Below are 21,897 nucleotides of genomic sequence, written 5' to 3'. Positions count from 1 at the left end.
TATGATTGAACTAAAGAAATATGGAGCCATTGATATAGGATCTAACGCCGTACGTTTGCTGGTTGCCAACGTAATAGAAGTTGAAGGTCGTGATCCTATTTTTAGAAAGAGTTCTTTAGTACGTGTGCCTATTCGATTAGGGGCTGATGTTTTTAAGGAGAAAAAAATATCTGAAGAGAATATTCAGCGAATGATCGACACTATGGAAGCTTTCAAATTGTTGATGAAGTCGCATAAGGTGGTTGACTATAAAGCTTGTGCTACTTCCGCAATGCGTGAAGCTATCAACGGGAGTGAGGTAGTAAAAGTGATCAAGAAAAAAACCGGAGTATCAATAAATATTATTGACGGAAGCGATGAGGCGGCAATCATTGCCAATACCGATTTGCAATCGTTAATAACTTCAGATCGATCGTATTTATATGTAGATGTTGGTGGTGGTAGTACAGAATTTACACTGTATAGCGGAGGAGAAGTAGTTGCCTCTCGCTCTTTTAAATTAGGAACTGTACGTTTGCTTGAAGGACTTGTAGGACACAACACCTGGAACGAAGTAGAGCAGTGGATTAAAGAAGTTACCGAAGGGCATAAAAAAATTGACTTGATAGGTTCTGGAGGTAATATCAATAAGATCTTTAAACTAAGTGGTAAGAAAGACGGCAAACCACTTACCTATTTCTATATGGTAACTTTCTATGAGTTTATTCAGTCGTATACTTATGAGGAGCGTGTTACAGAACTTGGACTAAACCTTGACCGAGCTGATGTAATTATTCCGGCGACACGTATATACCTTTCTGCAATGAAGTGGAGTAGGTCAAAAAATATCTATGTTCCCAAGATTGGATTATCAGATGGTATAATAAAATCGCTTTACAACGATAAAACACAGCCGGCATAGGCTGAAACTAAAAATAATAGTATTATTGTTTGTTAATGAACTGAACTTCAACAAAACAAAACTTTTAACTTATGAAGAAATTTTTACTTGGAATATTTCTTTTAGCTTCGATAAGCACTTTTGCTCAAGGAGTGCGCTACGGTGCAAAAATGGGGATGAACTTTTCAACGCTTGATGGAGATGCTTTTGAGAACTCAAGTACCCGTTACGGATTTGCAGCCGGTATTTTTGCAGAAATTCCTTTAGGTAGTGCGTTTCAGTTTCAACCAGAACTATTGTACTCTGGCCAAGGTATTAAGCCCAACACCGGTCCTGAGGGAAACTTTGGTTTTGATGTGAATGGTGTGCCAGAAAGACCTTTTGACGAACGCGCAGAACTTGATTATATTCAGTTGCCGCTTTTGATCAAAAAGAATTTTGGTAAATTCAATATTCACCTAGGTCCACAAGTGGGTATTGCCGTTTGGAATTCTTACAACAACGGTATTTATAAGAACTTTGACTATTCGGGTATTGGTGGGATCGGAGTTCAAATCTTTGATTTCCTTGCCTTAGAAGCTCGTTATTCTGTAGGATTTAGAAATGTGATTGAACCTAACAATCAAAACATTGAAGGAACTAATCAATATTTTGCATTAATGGCATCTTACCGCCTATAATGACTGCAATAATTTAGATATAAAAAAGCCATCTTAATTCTAAGATGGCTTTTTTAGTTTAACCGTGAATGGTTTGATCTTTACTGAGGTCTTTCATGATTTCGGCTTCAAAATCGAGTAGCTCTTGCCATTTTTGGTTAACCTCTTTTTCATCACCATACTTTCTTGCAAACCCTAAAAACATCGTGTAATGGTTGGCTTCACTTACCATTAGATTATGATAAAAAGTACGTAACTCTTCATCTTGTAATTCTTGAGAAAGCAATCTGAAGCGTTCGCAGCTTCGGGCTTCAATTAACGCCGCATAAAGAAGTCTATGCACTAGTTGTGTAGTTCTGCTGCCTCCTTTAGGGAAAAACTTTAAAAGTTTGTTTACATAAGCATCTTTCCGGTCTTGACCTAAGGTGTTTCCTCGGGCAATGATCTTATCGTGTACCAACTTAAAATGGCTTATTTCTTCTTTTACGAGAGCGATCATTTCTTGTACCAATTCTGTATATTCAGGAAATGACACCATTAGAGATATGGCTGTAGATGCGGCCTTCTGTTCACAAAATGCATGGTCTGTGAGAATATCATCGATATTCATTTCTACGATGTTGACCCATCTGGGGTCTGTGGGTAATTTTAGTCCTAACATTAGATATCGAGATCAAAAGTTTTACGTAATAAGTCGAGATCAGGATTCTTATCCTTCAGTTTCTCATATTTTTCACGAGTTGTATAAGCGTATTTGCGTTCTGCCGCCTCATTAACCGTGATGTCAATCGTTATGTCGTAATTTTCTAATTTACGCTTTAAAAATTCAAGTAGGTTGTGTTGTGCACGCTCGAGTTCGACACGCATAGTATCATTAGGGAACTCCAGTAGAATGGTAGTTCCTTTAAGCGTAGGTGTGTCTGTCTCAAGATTTGACGCTAATATTTTTTCACCTTTTTTCTGCAATCTGGCAACATACTCTTTCCAGGCTGCTTGCATTGCAATTTCGGTAAAAGGCTTTCTTGGTAATTGGCTGGCGTCAACCTCTTTTTCGGTTTGTTTTTCTAAGATTTCTCTTTTTCGCCTTAATCCTTTTAATGAAAGTCCCGAAACACGTTGATTGTTTGACGATAGATCTGGCTTAACGCGTGGTCGCTCTTGAACTACTTTAGGTTCTTCAACTGTTTCTGCTTGTACTGAAGTTTCTGTAGCTGTATTGTTATTTTGAGACGGTATGTCCTGTTGTTGAGCAGCTGGAGTTGGAGTATTCCGAGGTTCTTGAGCAGTAGCTGGTTTCGGTTGCTGTTGCTGAGCTGTTTTAAAATGAGAAGCCGGAATTATAAAGTCACGGGCTTTTTTTTTTCTCCATCAAAAGTGATAGAGGCCATTTGCATTAAACAAAGTTCAACCAGTAGTCTTGGATTGCGACTTGTTCTGTATTTAAGGTCACATTCGTTAGCTTTTTCTAAAGCTTGCATTAAAAAGCTGAAGCTTGTTTTTTGCGCTTGCTCGTGATACCTCTTTTTGGTTTGATCACCAACTTCAAGAAGCGCAATGGTTGCCGGTTGCTTGCAAACCATCAAGTCGCGATAGTGCGAAGCTAAACCTGCAATAAAATGATGTCCATCAAAACCTCTTGCCAGAATTTCGTTAAAATTGAGCAATAGCTGTGGGATATCATTATTTAAAATGAGATCTGTAGTTTCAAAATACGTTTCGTAATCAAGAACGTTTAGATTTTCTGTAACTGCAGCACGAGTTAGATTTTCACCAGAAAAACTCACTACACGGTCAAAGGTAGAAAGCGCGTCACGCAGGGCGCCATCAGCTTTTTGTGCAATAATATGCAAAGCTTCTTCATCTGCTGTAATACCTTCTTGTTTTGCTATATCAACAAGATGTTCACGTATATCCTTTACCGTGATTCTTTTGAAGTCAAAAATTTGACATCTTGAAAGAATCGTAGGTAGAATTTTGTGCTTTTCAGTAGTAGCGAGAATAAAAATCGCGTGTTTTGGCGGTTCTTCAAGGGTTTTTAAAAACGCATTAAAAGCCGCAGAAGAAAGCATATGCACCTCGTCAATAATATAGACTTTGTAGTTTCCTACTTGAGGGGCGATACGTACTTGATCTATAAGATTTCTAATATCATCAACCGAGTTGTTTGATGCAGCATCCAATTCAAAAATGTTGAATGCATAGTCTTCGTTCTCATCAACAACCTCATCAGCCTCCTGATTTATTTTTTTTGCAAGAATACGAGCACAGGTAGTTTTACCTACACCGCGCGGTCCTGTAAATAACAAGGCCTGAGCCAGATGATTGTTTGCGATTGCATTCTCGAGTGTATTGGTAATGGCCTGCTGGCCTACAACGTCTTTAAACGTCGCAGGTCTATACTTTCGGGCTGATACTATAAACTGTTCCAATGCAGAATTGTGGTAAAAATTAGAATAGAAACTCTTATAATTTCTAAAGGAAACAAATATAAAAAGAGCTTGAGCAATAGCCATTCAACTTGGACTATTTTTCCCATTATGTTATCAACAATTTTCAATTTCAATTTTCAGTAAGCAGTATACCGGCTCTAATTAAAAGCTTACTTTTGCGCTAAGCAGACCGCCTTATCGCTCGTTTTTTAATGAGAGGAAAGTCCGGACACCACAGAGAGGCATAGCGGCTAACGGCCGTCAATAATCTATTTTTCTAGGTTATTAGGACCAGTGCAACAGAAAGGATGTACAGGTAATGCTGTAGTGAAATCAGGTAAACTCTATGCGGTGCAATGTCATGTATACCGACAATTAAGTGCTTCTCGTGCGATGTCGGAGGGTAGGCAGATTGAGCAAACAAGTAATTGTTTGTCTAGATAAATGATAAGGTATTACTCTTGAGTAAGAACAGAATCCGGCTTATAGGTCTGCTTTTTTATTTAAATTTTCTGTAGGTAAGGTCGTGATCCAGTTTACAGCTTCTTCAACAGTATAAAAAACTTCTAGCGACTTTTTAAAGAACGCACGTTCAAAATTTGCAGTTTCCCTTTTAATAGCTTTATCGCTTACAATTGCCATACCGGTAATGTGGTCATAGAAAGGACACGATAAATAGTCTGTAGGATCTACGTTGTAATCGTTGATTCGTAGCGAGATATACCCATAATAGGTATTGCTTCCAAAAAAATCAACAATGGTTTGATGTGCCTTTGCAATGTGTTCTTTACTTACGTTTACACCTTCATTTACTTCAGAAATGACAAACGTATCGTAAAAGTTCAAGACGCAAAAGTCTAACTTAATAGTTTTAAGTGGATTCAAGTTGGGTGTATTTTTCAGCAAAATTAACTAAAAGCCAGTATTTTACGAATCTTTTTTAGAAAAAAAGCTAAAGACACTTCCGCCATATTTGCGCGTCTCAAAACATAAAGGATGTTCTTGCAAATCGGTATGTTTACTATGTTCTATAACCAACGTTCCTTCTTGAGAAAGCAAGTTTTGCTCAAAGACTAGATCTACTATTTTTATAAATTCGGTCGTCTCAAAGTCATATGGAGGGTCTGCAAAAATTAAATCGTGCTGTTCTGCCGCTCTAGATAAATAGCCATAAACATCTGCTTTAATCACATTGATGTTCATTTCTAACTGCTCTGAAGTTTGTTGTATAAATCGAGCACAACCTGCGTTTGCATCTACAGCTGTGATCGCTTTAGCTCCTCTAGAAGCAAATTCATAACTTATATTTCCTGTACCGGCAAACAGGTCTAAAACGCTTATAGTGCTAAAGCTGTAGCGATTTCTGAGAATGTTGAATAAGGACTCCTTGGCCATATCTGTAGTTGGACGTACAGGTAATTTTTTTGGAGCGATGATGCGTCTTCCTTTATAATTTCCACTTATTATTCTCATAAACCCAGTTGATATTTTAAAAAGCTGCTTTGATGATCTTCTTTGCTGTTATTATTGAGCACTACCTCTCGAACATAATCGTAAATAAGCTTGTAGTTTGCATCATCTTCAGATATTTTACCGCTTAAAGTAAGCTGGTGTACTTCAGGATCAAGCTGTAATTGCTCATAGCAAAACAAAATATAGTAAATACAATCTTGAGGTGTTTCAAATTTGAACTGATTGCTTAACAGAAGTTTTTGACCCTGATAAGCAATAAGTGTTAGTGAGGTTTTTTCAAAATGTACAAAAACTTCAGCACGTTTGTTTTGAGCATTTGATAAAATGCTGTTTAAAAGTATTGATTGACTGTGGTAATAGGTGAATGTACCAAAGTGATCAAAAAAGAAGTTGTTTATGTTGGTGTAGGGAACATAAACATTGACAAGATCTAAAGTTTCGATCTCATCATAAACGATGAAATCTGTCTTAAGAATTTTGGTATTAAACTTAAGGTAATCGGTAAGCCTATTTTCATCAAATAAAGCTTTCGGTACAACTGTAAAAAGTTCGTTTGCATAAAGCACGATCACTTCTTCAAATGCTTGATTGAGGCTAGGCGTAGCCTCAAAGATCTTTTGGATCTCTTCTAAAGCGCGTTGAGGCGTGTGCACATTTTTAAAATCAAAACTTTTTGATTCTATGCACAATCCATCTGTACTTTTTTTGATAAAAAAAGAAAATCCATCCAGGCTAACCTGGATGGACACTATAAGATTTTCTGGATGCTCCAGAGATTTATTCGTCATTGTCGCCGTAACTCTTTGGCCAGTTACCATTCGTATTAACTTCAGTCATAGAACCTACAGAAAGGTAAGCACCATTTACACCATCAACAGAAACTACTTGTTTTTCTTTAGAAACGTAGTCTTTTGGTTGGTCAAATAATAATACATCTTTAGATACTTTAGCTTCAAAAACCGGGATTGGCACATCACTCTTAAGAAGAGTACCTGATTCCATTTCAAATTGAGCGTCAGTTCCTGCAATAGGTACGTTCTTCATTGTTTTGTAACGGTTGGTACCTTGGTAAAGAGAATCTTTAATAGACTTATATCCTAAAGTATCAATAATAGTAATTTCTTTACGTGTATCTACACGATAACGACGTGTTGCTTCTTCGTCAAGGACCATAGTGTCACGACGCTCGGTAAGTACAAATTCAGCTGTGTCAATAAAACTTTCTAGTTGCTCAAAGTTTTCTGCAAATTTTCCATTGATTTGTTTGAAAGCTAATTGACCTGCGCGTATATCTTTTAGATTTTCAATCGCTTTTTGATAACGTACAACTTTAAGGTCATTAAATTTTACTTCGCCGTAAACAGCGTTAAAAAGTAAATATCCTAATACTCCGATAACAACCCAAAGTACTAACTGAATTACTATTTTCATTCGATGTGTGGTTTTAGATTTTAATTAAGGTTATAAGCAAATCTACAATTTTTTTTTAATCGTTAAAGGATATCCCCTTAAATTCATTAGTATCTTTACACTTTCAATAATTTTTTATGGAGCTGGATCAGCACGCATTTTATAAGCTTTTAATTAAAGATTTTCCTTTTTCACCAACCCAGAAACAAGACATTCTATTACAACAACTTAGCGCTTTTATATTTGAGCCTAAAAATAACTCAATTTATGTTTTAAAAGGTTTTGCCGGAACCGGAAAAACCACGGTAATTGGTACAATTGTTAAAAACTTGTGGAAAATTAAAATGTCGTCTGTGCAATTGGCACCTACTGGAAGGGCAGCCAAGGTGATCTCAAATTACAGTGATAAACCGGCGCATACCATCCACCGAAAGATCTATTATCCCAAAAAAGAGCGTGGCGGTGGTGTTTCATTCACTTTACAACGCAATAAGCACCGAAACACTATTTTTATTGTAGATGAAGCTTCAATGATTTCTGATAATGCTTCAGAATCCAAACTCTTTGAGAATGGCTCTTTACTCGATGATTTGATGTCTTATGTGTATAGCGGTCATAAATGCAAATTACTTTTAATAGGAGATCAGGCTCAGCTTCCTCCTGTGAAAATGGATTTGAGTCCGGCATTAGATGAGCGAAACCTTCAAATGCAATTTGATAAAACAGTAAAAAGTATTGAGCTCGATGAAGTAATGCGACAAGCCGAAACGAGTGGTATTCTTAAAAATGCGACTAGAATTAGAGAATTTCTCAACGACGAGCTCTATGAGGATTTCAGATTTGATCTGAGCGGTCAAAACGATGTAGTGCGGCTTATAGATGGCCACGAGATTATGGATGCTCTTGGTGATTCTTACAGAGAATATGGAAATGAAGGTACTGCGATCATTGTGAGATCTAATAAGCGTGCTAACCTGTATAATCAGCAAATTCGTTCGCGTATTCTCTTTAAAGAAGAAGAAGTAAGTGCAGGAGATTATTTTATGGTTGTTAAGAATAATTACTTCTGGTTGGATACAAAAAGTGAGGCAGGTTTTATTGCAAATGGAGATATCATCGAGATTCTGGAAATATTCAGCATTATAGAGTTGTATGGTTTTCGCTTCGCGGAAGTGAAAATTCAAATGACAGATTATCCCAATTTGGCTCCTTTTGAAACGGTTTTATTATTAGATACCCTTACTTCAGAAACTCCATCCTTATCCTACGAGGAGGGTAATAATCTTTACCAGGAAGTGATGAAAGATTATACAGACGAGACTTCTAAGTATAAGAAGTTTATGAAAGTCAAAAACAACAAGTTCTTTAATGCGCTGCAGGTGAAGTTTTCATATGCAATCACGTGCCATAAATCTCAAGGTGGTCAATGGGAAACTATTATGGTAGAACAGCCATATTTACCTAACGGAATGGATAAAGATTACTTACGTTGGTTATACACAGCGGTAACGCGTGCACGTAAAAAACTGTATCTTATAGGTTTTAAAGACGATATGTTTATTGATTAAGCACTAATGGAACTAGTCATAAGTATTTGTTTAGGAATTGGGCTTTCAGCTGCGGCGGGATTTAGAATATTTCTGCCTTTATTGGCCTTAAGTGCGGCAGCCTACTTTGAGGTTATAGAACTCAGTGCTTGGGAATGGCTAGGTAACTGGCAAGCCTTAGTGCTTCTGGGAGTGGCTTCCTGTCTTGAAGTGCTCGCATATTATATTCCTTGGTTTGATAATACTTTAGATACGATAGCTGTACCACTTGCCAGCGTGGCAGGAACCATGTTATTTTTTGTGACTTTTGGTGATGATGCACCTTGGATTTCTTGGGCTCTGGCGATCATTGGTGGGGGAGGCACAGCCGGACTTATTGCCGGTTCTACAGCTGCTATTCGTGCGACTTCGACTGCTTCAACCTTAGGAATTGCTAATCCTATTTTCTCGACTTTAGAATCTATAGTTTCAACAATACTTGCTGTGCTTGCCATTTTTATTCCTATTCTTGCAGGCGTTTTGGTAGTGTTTTTGGCCTACCGAGTTTATAAATGGTACCATAAGCGAAAGCTAAAAAAGAATGCTCTAAAGAAATGACTAAGAAATTAAAAACCATAGCAATGATCCCGGCGCGTTATGAGGCGTCTAGATTTCCCGGTAAATTGATGAAAGATCTCGAGGGCAAACCAGTGATTTTGCGCACCTATGAGGCTGCCGTTCAAACGCAATTGTTTGACACAGTTTATGTGGTTACCGATAGTGAGTTAATTTATGAAACCATTACCGGCGCCGGCGGACACGCGATTATGAGCCAGCAAGAACATAGCTGTGGAAGCGATAGAATTGCAGAAGCTGTTGCCGATCTTGATATTGATATTGTGGTGAACGTTCAGGGAGATGAACCGTTTACCAATACCGAAGATATGCGCAATGTGCTACAGGTTTTTTATGAAAAAGATGCAGATGCGATAGACCTGGCTTCGTTAATGACGCCCATTTCAAAAATAGAGGATATAGAAAACCCCAATAATGTAAAGGTGATTGTAGATCAGGCTAGTTTTGCACTTTACTTTTCAAGAGCACCTATCCCTTACCGAAGAGATCGCGATGTAGAAAGTATCTATTATAAACATAAAGGTATTTATGCATTTAGAAAGCAAGCGGTCTTAGATTTTGCCAAATTGCCCATGCGCATGCTTGAAGCTGCAGAAAAGATTGAAGCTATTCGTTACTTAGAATATGGTAAACGTATCAAGATGGTACCTTCTGACGCTCCAGCTATTGGCATTGATACACCTCAAGATCTAGAGGAAGCTCGCGCTATTTTAAAAAATAAACAAAGCTGATGCAGCGATTCGCTCTTTTCATTTATAAAGCCTTAGGGTGGAAAATTAAAGGAAGATTTCCTAAAGAGGTAAACAAAATGGTAGTCATCGCTGCGCCACATACCAGTTGGCACGATTTCTATATGGGACTGCTTTTTAGAAGTTGTATTGGAGTTACGATCAATTTTTTGGGTAAAAAGGAATTATTCAAATGGCCTTTTGGATGGTACTTTAGAAAAGTAGGCGGAATTCCTTTAGACCGATTTAAGAACGAAAATAAAGTAGATCGAATTGCCAATATGTTCAAAGAGCACGAGGTTTTTAGATTAGCGCTTTCTCCTGAAGGTACTCGAAAGAAAGTAGAAAACTGGAAAACCGGATTTTAACTATATTGCTTTAAAAGCGCAAGTACCCATAGTACCCATCACGATGGATTTCGGAAAAAAAGAACATCGTATAGGTGTACCGCTTTATCCTTCAGGCAATTTAAAACAGGATATGGCCCGTCTGAGATTATTCTTTAAGGATGTTCAGGGAAAAATTCCCGAACGCAGTTAATTAAGTTTTCTTTAAAGATTTTGGCAATAATTGTGAAAATCTTCTTTCTTAACATGTGCTAAAGAGTTACTAAATCTTCGTTAAACTTCTATAATTTTTATTTTTAATAATTTGATATTCAGTTAGTTGTGCTTGTGTGTTGATTCGTTTGTAATTATTTAAGAACTGAGCTTGTTGCATTTACGTTACTTAGATGAACAAACAAATTAAACTAAAACTCAATTTATGAACATTTCAAAATTTCTTTTTGCAGGCGCTTTAGGCCTTTTTACATTAGCCTCTTGTAGTGACGATGATGATAATACCGGAACAGTAATCGTTGGTACTGCAGATTTATACGCGACAAGTCACGCTGATGGTAATGTGACAAAATATGACTTATTAAGAGGAGGATCTACCGTTTATACAACAGCAGCAACTGATGCTGAAGGTATTTATTATAGTCCAGATGATGATGGTTTTACGATTGCAGCACGAGGAGCAACACAAACTTCTTTGCAATCTTACTTCGGAATCAGTGATTTTATCGAAGCTACTGTTGATCTCAATGTTGATGTTACCGGGCCTTCGGCTTTACAAAGTCCACGTGACCTAGCAGTAAATGGAAACATCTATGTAGTTTCAGATAATGCTAATGATGACGGAAGATTTTTCGTTTTTGAAAAAGATGGAGATTCTTTTGAACTTAGAAATACAGTAACTGTAGAATTTGCTGTATGGGGTATTGAATTTGTAGGTGATGATTTATATGCAGTTGTTGATAGCAGCAGCGATCTTGCTGTATTTACAGATTTTGCTTCTTCAAATATGACCGATGCTACCGTAGCTGCTAGTAAACGGATTACTGTTGAAGGAATTGTAAGAACGCACGGTTTAGATTTTGATGGTGATACGATGATTATGACCGATATCGCAGCGGCTTCAGGAGGAGATTTTGATACTGATGGTGCATTCCACGTGATTTCAGACTTTGAATCAAAATTTGATGCAGTAGAAAACGGAGGAACACTTTCTGTAACAAATCAAATTCGTTATGAAGGTAGTGCAACATTATTAGGTAATCCTGTAAATGTGGTGTATGACGCCGATACAGATGCTGTTTACGTTGCTGAACTTGCAAACGGAGGCGGACAAGTATTAGCCTATGGAAATGTATCTACAGCTGGTGGAGGTAATGTAGCGCCGAGCTCTGCTGCATCACTTGCCGGTGTATCTTCATTATACTTATATAAAGATTAATTCATTCATCTTATAGAATGAAAAAGCGCAGCTTTGCTGCGCTTTTTTTATTGGTACCGCCGATAGGTTTATTAGGAAGTCCCTATAGCTATCAGGATGCCGCGAAATTGAAAATTCATTTTTGACAAACTCTTATGTGCCCGCCTTTGTCACCAGCCAGGCTTGCTCTGAGATAGATTACGTTTCAAGTATAAAATAATCAGGCTGCATTACTAGTTCACTAAACTGAAACTCTTCTTTCAAAAACTGTAAAGCCTTTTCTGAATAAAAAAAACTATGGGTAAAATCATTTTTGTATGCCCAGGATTCAAAATCTTGTTCGGGCTGAAGTAGTGCTGTTTTGCAGTAGAGCTTACTATTTTTTGGTTTTAATAGGGATTTTAATTGTGAAAACGCTTCATAAGGATTGTGAAAGTGCTCAATGACTTCACAACAAACAATATAATCGTAAGTTTCTTGTAATACTGAAACTTCATTGTGGTAATAGATATCATATTGCTTGACCGTAAACCCTTCTTTCTTCAGTAACTTAGATAAAACAGGATTAGGACCGCAACCGTAATCCAGACCCGTTTGAGTAGCACTTTCATTTTTAATAATAACATTACGCAGAGGTTCTAGAAATTGTAGATAACCCTTATTATCTAGACTGTTCTCATGTTTGTCGTAGCGTTTTTTTTCAGCTTTTGCTGAAGGAAGATCGTTAGGATCTAAAAAAACAGATGCACAAAATGTGCATCTGTTATAAATTCTGCCCTGATATGTCCCAAAATAAACTGAATCGTGCTTACAGAGCGGGCAAGACATGGCTTAATAAAGCGATTTAAGCTTACTTAACTTAGCTTTCCAGATTTCTAATGTCTTTTTGTGTGCGGCAATATTTTTATGCACTTCTTTGACTAATGGATTATCATCATCAACGTGTTGAAAGAACCCTAAATTATTTTCAAGCTGATTGATTTCGGCTTTTACTTCATCAATCTTTTTGGTTATAAAATAATGCTCTTTATTGAGTGCTTGATTACTGTCTTCATCGGCGATCGCTGCAACTCGATTTTCATATTTGATAAGTTCAGATTCTTTCTTACTTAAGTCTAGCTTCTTAAACAAGCCGTCTAAAACTTTATTAAAATCTTGCTCGATGCTCTTTTTAGAATGCGGTACCCGGCCGGTATCTTTCCATTCTTTAATGATTGATTTGATCGTTTTCAGGTCATCTTCATGATTACCCGATAATTCAATATTCTTTACTTTTTCTAGTAAAGTATTTTTTTCTTCTAGATTGCCTTTTTCTTCCTCAAGAACTTCTTTCTTTTCAGCGTGAAGACGGTCAAAGAAGTGATTACACGCTTTTTTGAAGCGTTTCCAAATTTTATCACTGTCTTTACGAGGAACGTGACCAATTTTTTTCCAATCTGCCTGAATGCGTTTCATCAGATCTATGGTCACTTTGATGTCTTCGTTGTCCTTATTGTCTTCGGCTATTTGAACCAGTTCTAGCTTTTTCTGTAAGTTTTCATATTGCTGTTTTTTCTGGTTTTTATAAAAGCTATTCTTGTTATGATTAAATTCTCGAGTAGCCTTTTTGAAAGCTTTCCAGGTAGGTTCATTTTCCTTTTTAGGCACTTTACCTATTTTGAAAAATTCTTCACGCAAGGCATTAACCTCTTTCATTTGCTTTTGCCAGCCATTGTGAGCTGAGGCAGGATTAGCAGCAATTGTTTCAATTTTTGCGATTACTTCCTGTTTTTTGTCAAGATTTTCTTCATAAACCTTATCAATGTTTTTGAAGTATTCTTGACGTGCATCGTGAATTTTACGCGTAGCTGCACTAAACTTTTCCCAGATTTCTTCACGATATTCTTTAGACACAGGACCTACTTCTTCCTTCCAGATTTTGTGAAGCATTTGTAACTCCTTAAATGCGCGATTTACGTCAGGTTCCTGCGCAAGCTCTTCTGCTTGCTCGATAAGCTTAAGTTTTTTGTCAAGATTTTCTTTAAAATCTTTATCTCTAAACTCTCTGTTGAGATGTAGAAAATCGTAGAAATTTTCAATGTGATGGTGGTAATTGTTCCACACAAGATTGTAACGATCACGTGGAATATTACCGGCATTTCTCCAGCGTTCCTGAATGTCTTTGAACTTCTCAAAAGTGGTATTTATACTGTCTTCACCACCAACTTCATTTTTGAGCTCTTTCAACTCTTCAATTAGTGCATTGCGTGTCTCCAGATTGGCGTTGAGATCTTTTTTGAGATTTTTATAGTAGTTGTTGCGCTTGTCGCGATAATCGAAATAAAGCGAATTGAATTCTTTCTTAAGCGGGCTATAATACCTGAAGTCGATGATGTTTCCACCTTCTTCAAGAAACTTTTCTTTAGCCTGCTCTTGCTCATCTTCAAATTGCGAAATAAAAGCTGCACGCAACTCGGTTACATGTTCTTTAATCGCTTGAACTTTATGATTATTAAGCAAATATTTAAACTCTTTGATGAGTTCTTCTTTACTTAGGCTGTCATAATCCTTTTTAGGAATGTCGTGACGCTCAGAGGCGCTCTCATCTTCACTATCTTCATTAAGAGCAGCGTCAAGATCATCAGGATCACTATCTTGATCATCCTCCTCATCTTCTGCTACAAAATCCTCGTCATGCTCTTCTTCATTAGCGTCATTGGTTTTTGCGTCTTTAATGACATCTATAGATTCTGTAACCAGCTCTTCTTCTTGCGTAGTAGATGCTTCCTGAGTTTCGCTAGCCGAAGTTTTAGCTTCTTGAGATTCTTTTATTGAATCTTTTGAAGCAGTTTCTTCAACATTCTTATCGGTATTGGATGCTTTTTTTTCTTCTGACATTTGTTTCAATGTTATGGTGCTTTAATAAGTATTTAAAGATACTATTAAGTAAGCAATTAACAAGAGCAGAAGGGTAGAAGGCTGCTAATTCCAGATTTTCCAGGCGGCCTCGGCTTGAAGTTTCAACATCTCATAACCATTGCAGATGCGGGTTCCGTGTTCTTTTCCGTTTTTAAGAAACTGAGTTTCAACCGGGTTATACACAAGATCATACAGCAAGTGGTTTTTAGAAAGCAACCTGTAAGGTATTTTAGGACAATCTGTAATGTTCGGGTAGGTGCCTAACGGAGTCGTGTTGATGATCAGGGTATATTTTGAAAGTAATGCAGCATTGAGCGCATCGTAAGAAAATTGGTCTTTTTTAGGAGTTCTTGATACAAATTTGAACGAAATATCCTCAAGTTCAAGCGCATAAGCAATCGCTTTTGATGCGCCGCCTGTGCCTAAAATCAACGCGTGATTATGTTTTTGAACAGTTAAAAACGGCTGAAGGGACTTGCGAAAGCCTAAATAATCGGTATTAAAACCTTTGAGTTTTCCGTTGGTCAGACGCTTGATGGTATTAATAGCTCCAATAGCACTTGCGTGTTTGTTAAGCTCATCAAGATAGGGGATTACCACTTCTTTATAGGGAATAGTCACATTAAAACCGTGACAATCCTCATTGGTGTCTAGGAGATTTTTTACTTCTTCTGGTGTAGCGCAGTCGTAATTTGAATATAAACCTTCGATGGATTCATTTTCAAATTTCTCGGTAAAATATTTTCGAGAGAACGAGTAGTCAATGTTTTTTCCTATAAGTCCAAGTTTAATCATAATGGTTGGGTAATTCAATAGTTTTTGGTTGGGTTGGCTGCAAATGTCAGCTTTAGTTTAATTCTTTGCACGGGTTTTTTCCCCGTATTTTCCTAAAGCAACCACACTAAATATACCTAAAAGAATAAAAACCGTTGCCAGGCAGTTTTCTAAAGAAAGACTTGAAGGCCAAAAACGGTCATAATTGGTAAGAATAGGATCGCCCACGCGGTCGTAGTTAATTTCGCCTAATTCGTTGCGTTCAAAAACAGGGTTTTTCCAAGGCCAAACAACTCCTAAAGAACCAGCGATAAACCCAATAATTCCGGCATTTGTCTGATTTTTATAGTGCTTTAACAAGTAGCCTAAAAAGTTAGACAAGGTGACTAAACCGGTAACCGAACCTAAGGTGAATACCGCAATTACTTTTAATAAACGCACACGATGTGGATCATTTATGAAAGAAAAATCAGCTTGAACCAAATCGGATAGGGTGTCGTATAGCGCATTTACAGAATCTACCAGAAGTAATACATAATTGCCTAAAAGAATCAATATGAATGATCCAGATAATCCGGGTAAGGTCATCCCAGAGACGCCAATGATTCCGCAGAAAAATACAAAGATGAGATTGTCATTTTGTGTAGCCGGTTCTAACAGGCTTATCAAGACTCCGGTTATGATTCCCAGTGAAAGAATAATGATATTTTTTTGAGACCAGTCGTCAAAATCTTTACCTATGTAGTAAATACTGCCAATGATCATCCCAAAAAATGCGCTCCAAACGTGAAGCGGATAATGCTCAATCGCTACATCAAGTAATTTTGAAACACTAAAATAACTGATGATCATTCCTAAGATGAGCAGAAATAAAAATCTTCCATTTACATAGCGCACAAAACTGCGGAATCTCCCGTTCAAAAGGAGTTTGAATGCATTTTTATTCACTTTTTGCAGCGAATAAATAAATTCCTCATAAAAGCCTGCGACATATGCAACAACACCACCAGAAACGCCGGGCACTTTATTGGCCGCTCCCATAGCAAGCCCCTTAAGTACCAGCCAGATTTTATCTGAAAAAGAGCGGTGTTTAGATTCCATTATTTTGTTTAGAATTCGCAAAGCGTTCTAACAGAAAAATAGTTAAAAAGCCAATTATTGCCAATACGCTTACCAAAATGATTTTAGGGTCGCCTTCAAAATTTTGTGGCAAAATGCTTTTTTCTAGAAGCGGAACTTGCTGCCCGTGCGAATTTGTGCGATAAGAAAGCACCTCTTTCCAAGGCCAAACTTTATTTAAAGCACCAATCATAAAACCGGTGAGTAATGCCAGCGTAAGGTTTTGATAATTTTTAAAGAGGTAGGTGAGTACTTTAGAAAATGCTTTTAAACCGGTAACACATCCCAACATAAAAAGAATGAGGCGTAATAAAGCGTCTTTAAGCGCCGAAAAGTCTAAGGCTAAAAGCGCATCAACAAAATTACGTACGGTTCCTAAAACAATACTGTAGGAGCCTAAAAGTAATAGGATAAAAGAACCCGATATTCCCGGAAGGATCATTGCAATGATTGCTATAAATCCTGAAAGAAAAATAAACCAATAACTCGCACCGGTACTCAAAGGCTCTGCAATGGTGATGTAGTATGAGACCACAATGCCTATTACGCCTGAAATAACTACACCAACATTCCAGGATTTAATTTGAGATCCTATATAAAGAATACTGGCAACGATGAGTCCAAAAAAGAATCCCCAAAGCAACAGCGGGTGTTCTTCTAATAAGAAGGTAATGAGCTTTGCAAGGGATAGAATACTGAGGCCAATACCTAAAAAAAGAGCACCAAGAAATTTTAAATTGTATGCTTCTGCAGCAGCTTTGAATCCCTCTTTCTTCCAAACTTTAAAAAAGGATGTATCTAGCTTATCTATCGTGGCGATGAGTTCTTCATAAATACCGGCGATAAATGCGATTGTTCCTCCTGATACTCCAGGAACTACATCTGCAGCACCCATAGCCAAACCTTTTAAAGTAATGACAGCATAATTAACTAGAGATCGTTTCTGAGACATGGTTTGGTTTTGATTATGCCTCAAATGTATGAAAGAAATATAAAATCTATCTCTAAACCGCAGGGATAGTATAAAGAAAAGCCACATCGTTTTTACAATGTGGCTTCTGTTTAAATTTTGCCTTTAATTTTAGGATTTTTTTGCCTTTTTTATTTTTTTCAAGACGCTGCGTTTGGCATAGACAAAAGGAAAAAGTTCTTCGAGAATGATGTCATAATCCGGTTCTAAACGTAAAGCATTCTCCAGGTGAAAATATCCTTTTTCATCTTGATTTAGGCTGAAGTATAAGCCTGCTAATCTAAATTCAATCTGAGGAGATTCAGGATAAAACTCTATGGCTTCAAACAAGTTGGTTACGGCTGCTTCATATTCACCCAGGTAAATAAGAATATCGCATCGGGTCAACCAGGTGTCTAGTTCATAGTTGCCTAATTCTAAGGTTTTACGATAACCGCGTTCTGCTTCCTCGTAAAATTTTAAACGGTTGTTTATTTTCGCATAGCGTTTCCAATACAAAACATTTTCACCATCAATATTTATGGCTTTGTTGATGTAGTAGAGCGCATTTTGATAATCCATCTTCTTGGTATAGAAATCGGTTATCGCGATCCAACCCTTGTCTAGCAATGGATCTTCTTTTACCGTTTTTAAAAAGAATTCAATGGCAAGATCATCACAATGCAACTTTTGATAGCATTTACCCATTCTTAAGTAGGCAAATGATGTGGGATCATCTAAGCCTAAAGTTATTTGATAATTTTCTATCGCTTCATTATAGCGACCTAATTTTTCAAGCACTTTTCCTTTTTCAAAATAAGCGCCGATAAAGGTGTCATCACTAATAATCGCAAAATCGTAAGCAGCGAGTGCTTTGGTGTAATTTTTCAGGTCAAAATATTGTTTCCCTACTTGATGCCAAGCCACTTCGCAGTATGGATTTTTGTCAAGAAACATATTGAGGTAATCTATTGCTTCCTCGTGTTGTTCTAAAAAGTCAAAGCAATAAATCACATTATACAATGCCGAATAGTCATCTTCATCAACTTCCAGACATTTCATAAAGCTGTATTTAGCTTTTTGAAAGTCGTCCATAAACAAATATTCCATTCCTATAAGAGAATAGATATCGGCATCGGCGTCTGTAAGTTCAAGAGCAGTTTCTAGCAATTCGATCGCCATTTTATGATCATCTCGTTTAGAGAAAATATTGGCTTTTTGAATGTAAACTTCTTCGTTTTGAGGTTCTAATTCATAAAGTTCTGCCAGTAAACGATCTGCTTCATCAAGCTTGTTCTCAAAAATTAAAATTTCAATCTTAAAAAGCTTGAGGTTTGAGGAGGAAGGGTGCTGGTCAAGACCAAGTTTTACAGCTTTCTTTGCGAGTGCAATTTTGCCATTTTCTAAGTAATGGTTGACAATATTCTCAAATTCATCCGAATCGAAGAAAAGGACATCATTTGTCTTTAACATAGATTCAAAACGGGTGAGCGGGAAATTATTCTCTTCGTGTTCTTGATTAAACTTCATACACGTTGCTTTTAAAATTTCTGCCTATATAAATTTATAAAGGATAATAGGCAGAAGGCTGTGCGCTACATATTGTTGTTAACAAAGTAATCAACAATTGCGCCCAAACAGCTGATTATGACAATTTAGTCGCTATTTTATCTAAAACCTTAAGCAAGATCTCACAACCTTTAACAATCTCATCTTCAGAGATGGTGAGTGGTGGGGTGATGCGAATGGCCTTAGTTTCAAACAACAACCAAAATAAAATTAAACCTTCATCTTGAGCCATCAAGATGGCCTCGTTTGTAATTTCTGCGGAAGGCGTAAGGGCAGCCAGCATAAGCCCTTTACCGCGAACTTCGGTAATGAGTTGATGCTTCAATAAGCTTCTAAACAGGTTTTCTTTTTCTAAAGTTTGCTGAATGAGGTCTCCTTCTAAGATCGTTTTTGAGGTTGCTAAAGCTGCTGCTGCAATGACAGGATGACCACCAAATGTGGTTATATGTCCCATTTTAGGATTGTCTGAAAGTAAACGCATGTGCGCCGTTGAAGCGGTAAAAGCACCAATGGGCATTCCGCCGCCCATTCCTTTTCCCATTACCACAACATCAGGAACCACGTTATAATTCTCAAAACCAAAAAAAGCTCCTGTTCTTCCAAACCCAGGCTGTATCTCGTCTAGTATTAAAAGTGCGCCAACTGCTTCACAGCGCTTTTTTACCGCAGTAAGCCAGCCATTTTCTGGTTGAATAAATCCGGCACCACCTTGAATGGTTTCTAAAACAACACCCGCTACATCTTCGGTAATCTTTTCTAGATCTTCAAAACTATTGAAGTTGATATGAGAGATGTCACCTACAACTGGTCTAAACGGTGCAACGCGTTCCTCATAATTCATCAAACTCAATGCGCCAAAGGTATTCCCGTGATAGGCTTGATTTGCAGAAATGATCTTACTACGGCCGGTGACTCGACGGGCGAGTTTCATTGCGCCATCTATAGCTTCAGTACCGCTGTTTACCAAATAGGTTTGTTCTAGTGGATCAGGAAGATTTGCAGCAATTAAACGTGTCAATTCAACTGCCGGGTCTTGGGCATATTCACCATATACCATCACATGCAAATATTTTTCACTTTGCTCTTGAATGGCTTTTACTACCGCAGGATGGCAATGCCCGATACTCGCAGCAGAAACTCCGGCTACAAAGTCTAAATACGCTTTTCCTGAAGTATCATAAATGTAGCTGCCTTTAGCGTGCGAAACTTCCATCGCAAGAGGATGCGGACTCGTTTGCGCCTGATATTTAAGGAAATCAGCTTTCATTATCTGTTGAATCTTTAGCTTTTAAATTGGGCAATTCTTTGACTTTAAATTTAGGAGTAGGTTTTTCTCTTTTCGGAGTTTTAGTTTCCTTTTTTATGGTTGCCTTATCACTCATTGGGACGCCAATCTCTGGAGCGTCTTCCTCTCGATTTTTTAGATCTGAGGGAGTCAGTTTTGAGGCTTCAGGAATATCGAGTTCTTCATCAGGAATGCTGTTATCAAAGAAGTCTTCATCGATTTCTGGCAAAGGTATACCTTCAATTTTTGTAAGTGTAAAAGGAGCCTCTCCTTTAAAAATATCTTCTTTTGTGAGCAAACGCTCGTCACCACGCCAGACCAATCCTTCAAATTCTCTGGATTCTTTAGGGAATTTTGAAAGTGGAAAAACCTCACCATCAACCTGCTTGAATTTGGTAATCGTTACCAGTGCATTATTTTCTAAAATGGCTCTAATCGACGCCGATTTACTTTTGTCTATTCCTTGTAATTCTCCATCATCAGCACGCATATAATTGATGCTTTCAGCATTTTTTATAATATCTATCTGATGAAGCGCATTGTCTTGAAATGTTCCGTAGAGGACATCTCCTTTCACTTGATTGAAACCACTTTTCTCTTGATCAAACAGCGGAATCGTATCCTGTTGTACCAAAAAAGCATTGTCAAAAACATGAAGTGAATCTAATTGTTCGGTTTTTGTGTTGCTTTGTAAGTGAATAGAATCGCCCGTCATCTGGCTTAGGCCACTCCATAGCACAGGTCTCCCAATGAGCTGGGTAAGACCATTGGCTTGATTGATGTGAATGGAGTCACTTTTACCGCTCATATCACTTTTAAAAAGCCGTACATTGTAATAGCCGCGTACGATGCGTTTTTCAGGAACTCCGGTTACCACAAGTCGATCGCCGTGTACATAAATCGAATCCTGATCTTGTACCGTTATCGCAACGGCTCTTTTAGTAATGAATACTGAATCTTTATCCTTGAACACTTCAGCATAATGTCCTTTGATCACACTGTTATTTGCGGTGTCTATGACGCGTATATTATTTGTAGCCGAAGCAAAACTTGTAGGACGGTCAAAATATAAACTATCGCCATAAACGGTACGATTGTCATAGTCTATGCGCGAATTTTTAACAAAATAACCATTGTCGTTTCGCGTGTCATAATACCCACGCTCACAATACACGGTGCTGGTTTCACTTGTAATCGTAGACGGGCCGTATAAAAAAGCGGCACCAGATTCTGAATAAAAATCAAGTTGGTCGCTATTAATTACATATTCAGGATTGGTAACAACTACATTTTGAATAAAGGAATATTTATCCTGATCTAAATAATACCGCCCGATTTTACTTTCGATTACACTAGCAGTATCGCGTAAGGTACCACCGGTTCTGTAATACGCCTGTTGTTTTATTCGATTAAAATAAAGTGTATCTGTGTCTAAGGTAGCGGTTGGGGTTCTGAGATTGACACCACCAGAAGCCCAGGCAAATTGCGTGTCACCATTATACTCGGCATAATTGCTGCGCATACTTATAGTATCGCCTTGCTTCATACGCACATTACCAATGGCGCGCACAAAATTTTCAGCCTTATAATGAAAAGCCAGATCACACCACATCTCAATACCTTCGTGCTGAATGTATACTTGCTTGGTGCTTTTATACATCACCAAGGCTCCGGGATATTTCTCTTCATCGATTTGTGAAACGTCAGATTGAATATCCAATTCCTTCTTTTCTTGCGCTGAAAGACTAATCGAAAAAAGAACGAAAAACAGAAGTGCGCTTTTTCTAAAAAAATTGAGCATAGC

The 21,897-nt window shown here is 37.6% G+C and carries 20 protein-coding genes, 1 other RNA gene and 1 pseudogene; 9 read left to right on the top strand and 13 right to left on the bottom strand.

The features are described 5' to 3' along the window. The first annotated feature begins 1 nt into the window (after position 1). Together MED217_RS10590 and MED217_RS10585 are read left to right on the top strand one after the other, a co-directional pair. Positions 2-901: a Ppx/GppA phosphatase family protein gene (locus MED217_RS10590; RefSeq protein WP_009780516.1), complete on the top strand. Its 900-nt coding sequence runs from the start codon at positions 2-4 to the stop codon at positions 899-901. A 71-nt stretch (positions 902-972) separates the two neighbouring features. Further along, on the top strand, positions 973-1,560 hold the full coding sequence (locus tag MED217_RS10585) for a porin family protein (RefSeq protein WP_009780515.1): 588 nt from the start codon (positions 973-975) through the stop codon (positions 1,558-1,560). A 58-nt stretch (positions 1,561-1,618) separates the two neighbouring features. Here MED217_RS10585 and miaE read toward each other — a convergent pair whose 3' ends face one another. Together miaE and MED217_RS19020 are read right to left on the bottom strand one after the other, a co-directional pair. Then, positions 1,619-2,200 (bottom strand): MiaE family protein, encoded by a 582-nt coding sequence (gene miaE / locus MED217_RS10580; RefSeq protein ID WP_009780514.1) that lies wholly within the window; start codon positions 2,198-2,200, stop codon positions 1,619-1,621. Continuing rightward, a pseudogene (locus MED217_RS19020) lies at positions 2,200-3,968 on the bottom strand (DNA polymerase III subunit gamma/tau). Before MED217_RS19020 ends, miaE begins: the two are co-directional and overlap by 1 nt. Positions 3,969-4,150: 182 nt before the next feature. Here MED217_RS19020 and rnpB point away from each other — a divergent pair. Next, positions 4,151-4,470, top strand: an RNA gene (gene rnpB / locus MED217_RS18675) — RNase P RNA component class A. Positions 4,471-4,895: 425 nt separating this feature from the next. On the opposite strand, the gene rsmD is transcribed toward rnpB, so the two are convergent. Genes rsmD through MED217_RS10550 form a run of 3 tightly spaced genes read right to left on the bottom strand, consistent with a single transcriptional unit; the run spans position 4,896 to position 6,872 of the window. Next, positions 4,896-5,441, bottom strand: coding sequence for a 16S rRNA (guanine(966)-N(2))-methyltransferase RsmD (gene rsmD / locus MED217_RS10560; RefSeq protein ID WP_009780510.1), 546 nt, complete (start codon positions 5,439-5,441; stop codon positions 4,896-4,898). Beyond that, complete coding sequence (locus MED217_RS10555) at positions 5,438-6,229, bottom strand: DUF3822 family protein (RefSeq protein ID WP_009780509.1); 792 nt, start codon at positions 6,227-6,229, stop codon at positions 5,438-5,440. Before MED217_RS10555 ends, rsmD begins: the two co-directional genes overlap by 4 nt. Next, positions 6,219-6,872: a hypothetical protein gene (locus MED217_RS10550; protein ID WP_009780508.1), complete on the bottom strand. Its 654-nt coding sequence runs from the start codon at positions 6,870-6,872 to the stop codon at positions 6,219-6,221. Before MED217_RS10550 ends, MED217_RS10555 begins: the two co-directional genes overlap by 11 nt. Positions 6,873-6,988: 116 nt before the next feature. Between MED217_RS10550 and MED217_RS10545 the strand changes: the two genes are divergently transcribed. The 6 genes from MED217_RS10545 to MED217_RS10525 all read left to right on the top strand — a co-directional run bounded on the left by MED217_RS10545 (position 6,989) and on the right by MED217_RS10525 (position 11,520). Further along, positions 6,989-8,419, top strand: a complete 1,431-nt coding sequence (locus MED217_RS10545; RefSeq protein ID WP_009780507.1) for an ATP-dependent DNA helicase — start codon at positions 6,989-6,991, stop codon at positions 8,417-8,419. A 6-nt stretch (positions 8,420-8,425) separates the two neighbouring features. After that, positions 8,426-8,995 carry a DUF4126 domain-containing protein gene (locus MED217_RS10540; protein ID WP_009780506.1) on the top strand — a complete coding sequence of 190 codons (570 nt, stop codon included), beginning with the start codon at positions 8,426-8,428 and terminating at the stop codon, positions 8,993-8,995. After that, a complete protein-coding gene (gene kdsB, locus MED217_RS10535; RefSeq protein WP_009780505.1) occupies positions 8,992-9,744 on the top strand; it encodes a 3-deoxy-manno-octulosonate cytidylyltransferase in 753 nt (250 codons plus the stop codon). The genes MED217_RS10540 and kdsB overlap by 4 nt, the downstream gene beginning before the upstream one ends. Further along, positions 9,744-10,109, top strand: coding sequence for a 1-acyl-sn-glycerol-3-phosphate acyltransferase (locus MED217_RS10530; RefSeq protein WP_009780504.1), 366 nt, complete (start codon positions 9,744-9,746; stop codon positions 10,107-10,109). The genes kdsB and MED217_RS10530 overlap by 1 nt, the downstream gene beginning before the upstream one ends. Positions 10,110-10,152: 43 nt before the next feature. After that, positions 10,153-10,281, top strand: a complete 129-nt coding sequence (locus MED217_RS19335) for a hypothetical protein (RefSeq protein WP_009780503.1) — start codon at positions 10,153-10,155, stop codon at positions 10,279-10,281. A gap of 225 nt (positions 10,282-10,506) precedes the next feature. Beyond that, entirely contained in the window at positions 10,507-11,520 is a 1,014-nt protein-coding gene (locus MED217_RS10525) for a hypothetical protein (RefSeq protein WP_009780502.1), read from the top strand. A 177-nt stretch (positions 11,521-11,697) separates the two neighbouring features. Here the strand turns inward: MED217_RS10525 and MED217_RS10520 are convergent, their stop codons facing one another. From MED217_RS10520 to MED217_RS10485, 8 genes are all read right to left on the bottom strand, one after another. Further along, a complete protein-coding gene (locus tag MED217_RS10520) occupies positions 11,698-12,327 on the bottom strand; it encodes a class I SAM-dependent methyltransferase (RefSeq protein WP_009780500.1) in 630 nt (209 codons plus the stop codon). Positions 12,328-12,330: 3 nt separating this feature from the next. Continuing rightward, positions 12,331-14,376, bottom strand: coding sequence for a DUF349 domain-containing protein (locus MED217_RS10515; protein WP_009780499.1), 2,046 nt, complete (start codon positions 14,374-14,376; stop codon positions 12,331-12,333). Between the two features lie 84 nt (positions 14,377-14,460). Continuing rightward, positions 14,461-15,192: a shikimate dehydrogenase family protein gene (locus MED217_RS10510; RefSeq protein WP_009780498.1), complete on the bottom strand. Its 732-nt coding sequence runs from the start codon at positions 15,190-15,192 to the stop codon at positions 14,461-14,463. A gap of 57 nt (positions 15,193-15,249) precedes the next feature. After that, positions 15,250-16,272 (bottom strand): DUF368 domain-containing protein, encoded by a 1,023-nt coding sequence (locus tag MED217_RS10505; RefSeq protein WP_009780497.1) that lies wholly within the window; start codon positions 16,270-16,272, stop codon positions 15,250-15,252. Next, positions 16,262-17,242 (bottom strand): DUF368 domain-containing protein, encoded by a 981-nt coding sequence (locus MED217_RS10500; RefSeq protein WP_009780496.1) that lies wholly within the window; start codon positions 17,240-17,242, stop codon positions 16,262-16,264. Before MED217_RS10500 ends, MED217_RS10505 begins: the two co-directional genes overlap by 11 nt. 129 nt (positions 17,243-17,371) lie before the next feature. Further along, positions 17,372-18,769, bottom strand: coding sequence for a tetratricopeptide repeat protein (locus tag MED217_RS10495; RefSeq protein WP_009780495.1), 1,398 nt, complete (start codon positions 18,767-18,769; stop codon positions 17,372-17,374). Positions 18,770-18,884: 115 nt separating this feature from the next. After that, the gene (locus MED217_RS10490) at positions 18,885-20,075 is read right to left on the bottom strand and encodes an aspartate aminotransferase family protein (RefSeq protein ID WP_009780494.1); all 1,191 of its coding nucleotides are present in this window, start codon (positions 20,073-20,075) and stop codon (positions 18,885-18,887) included. Continuing rightward, positions 20,065-21,894, bottom strand: coding sequence for an OstA-like protein (locus MED217_RS10485; RefSeq protein WP_009780493.1), 1,830 nt, complete (start codon positions 21,892-21,894; stop codon positions 20,065-20,067). Before MED217_RS10485 ends, MED217_RS10490 begins: the two co-directional genes overlap by 11 nt. Between the last annotated feature and the right edge of the window lie 3 nt (positions 21,895-21,897).

Origin of the sequence: Leeuwenhoekiella blandensis MED217 (assembly GCF_000152985.1) — a bacterium.
Classification (GTDB): Bacteria; Bacteroidota; Bacteroidia; order Flavobacteriales; family Flavobacteriaceae; genus Leeuwenhoekiella; species Leeuwenhoekiella blandensis.
The sequence above is the reverse complement of the archived record's forward strand: the minus strand, read 5'-3'. Positions and strand labels throughout refer to the sequence as shown.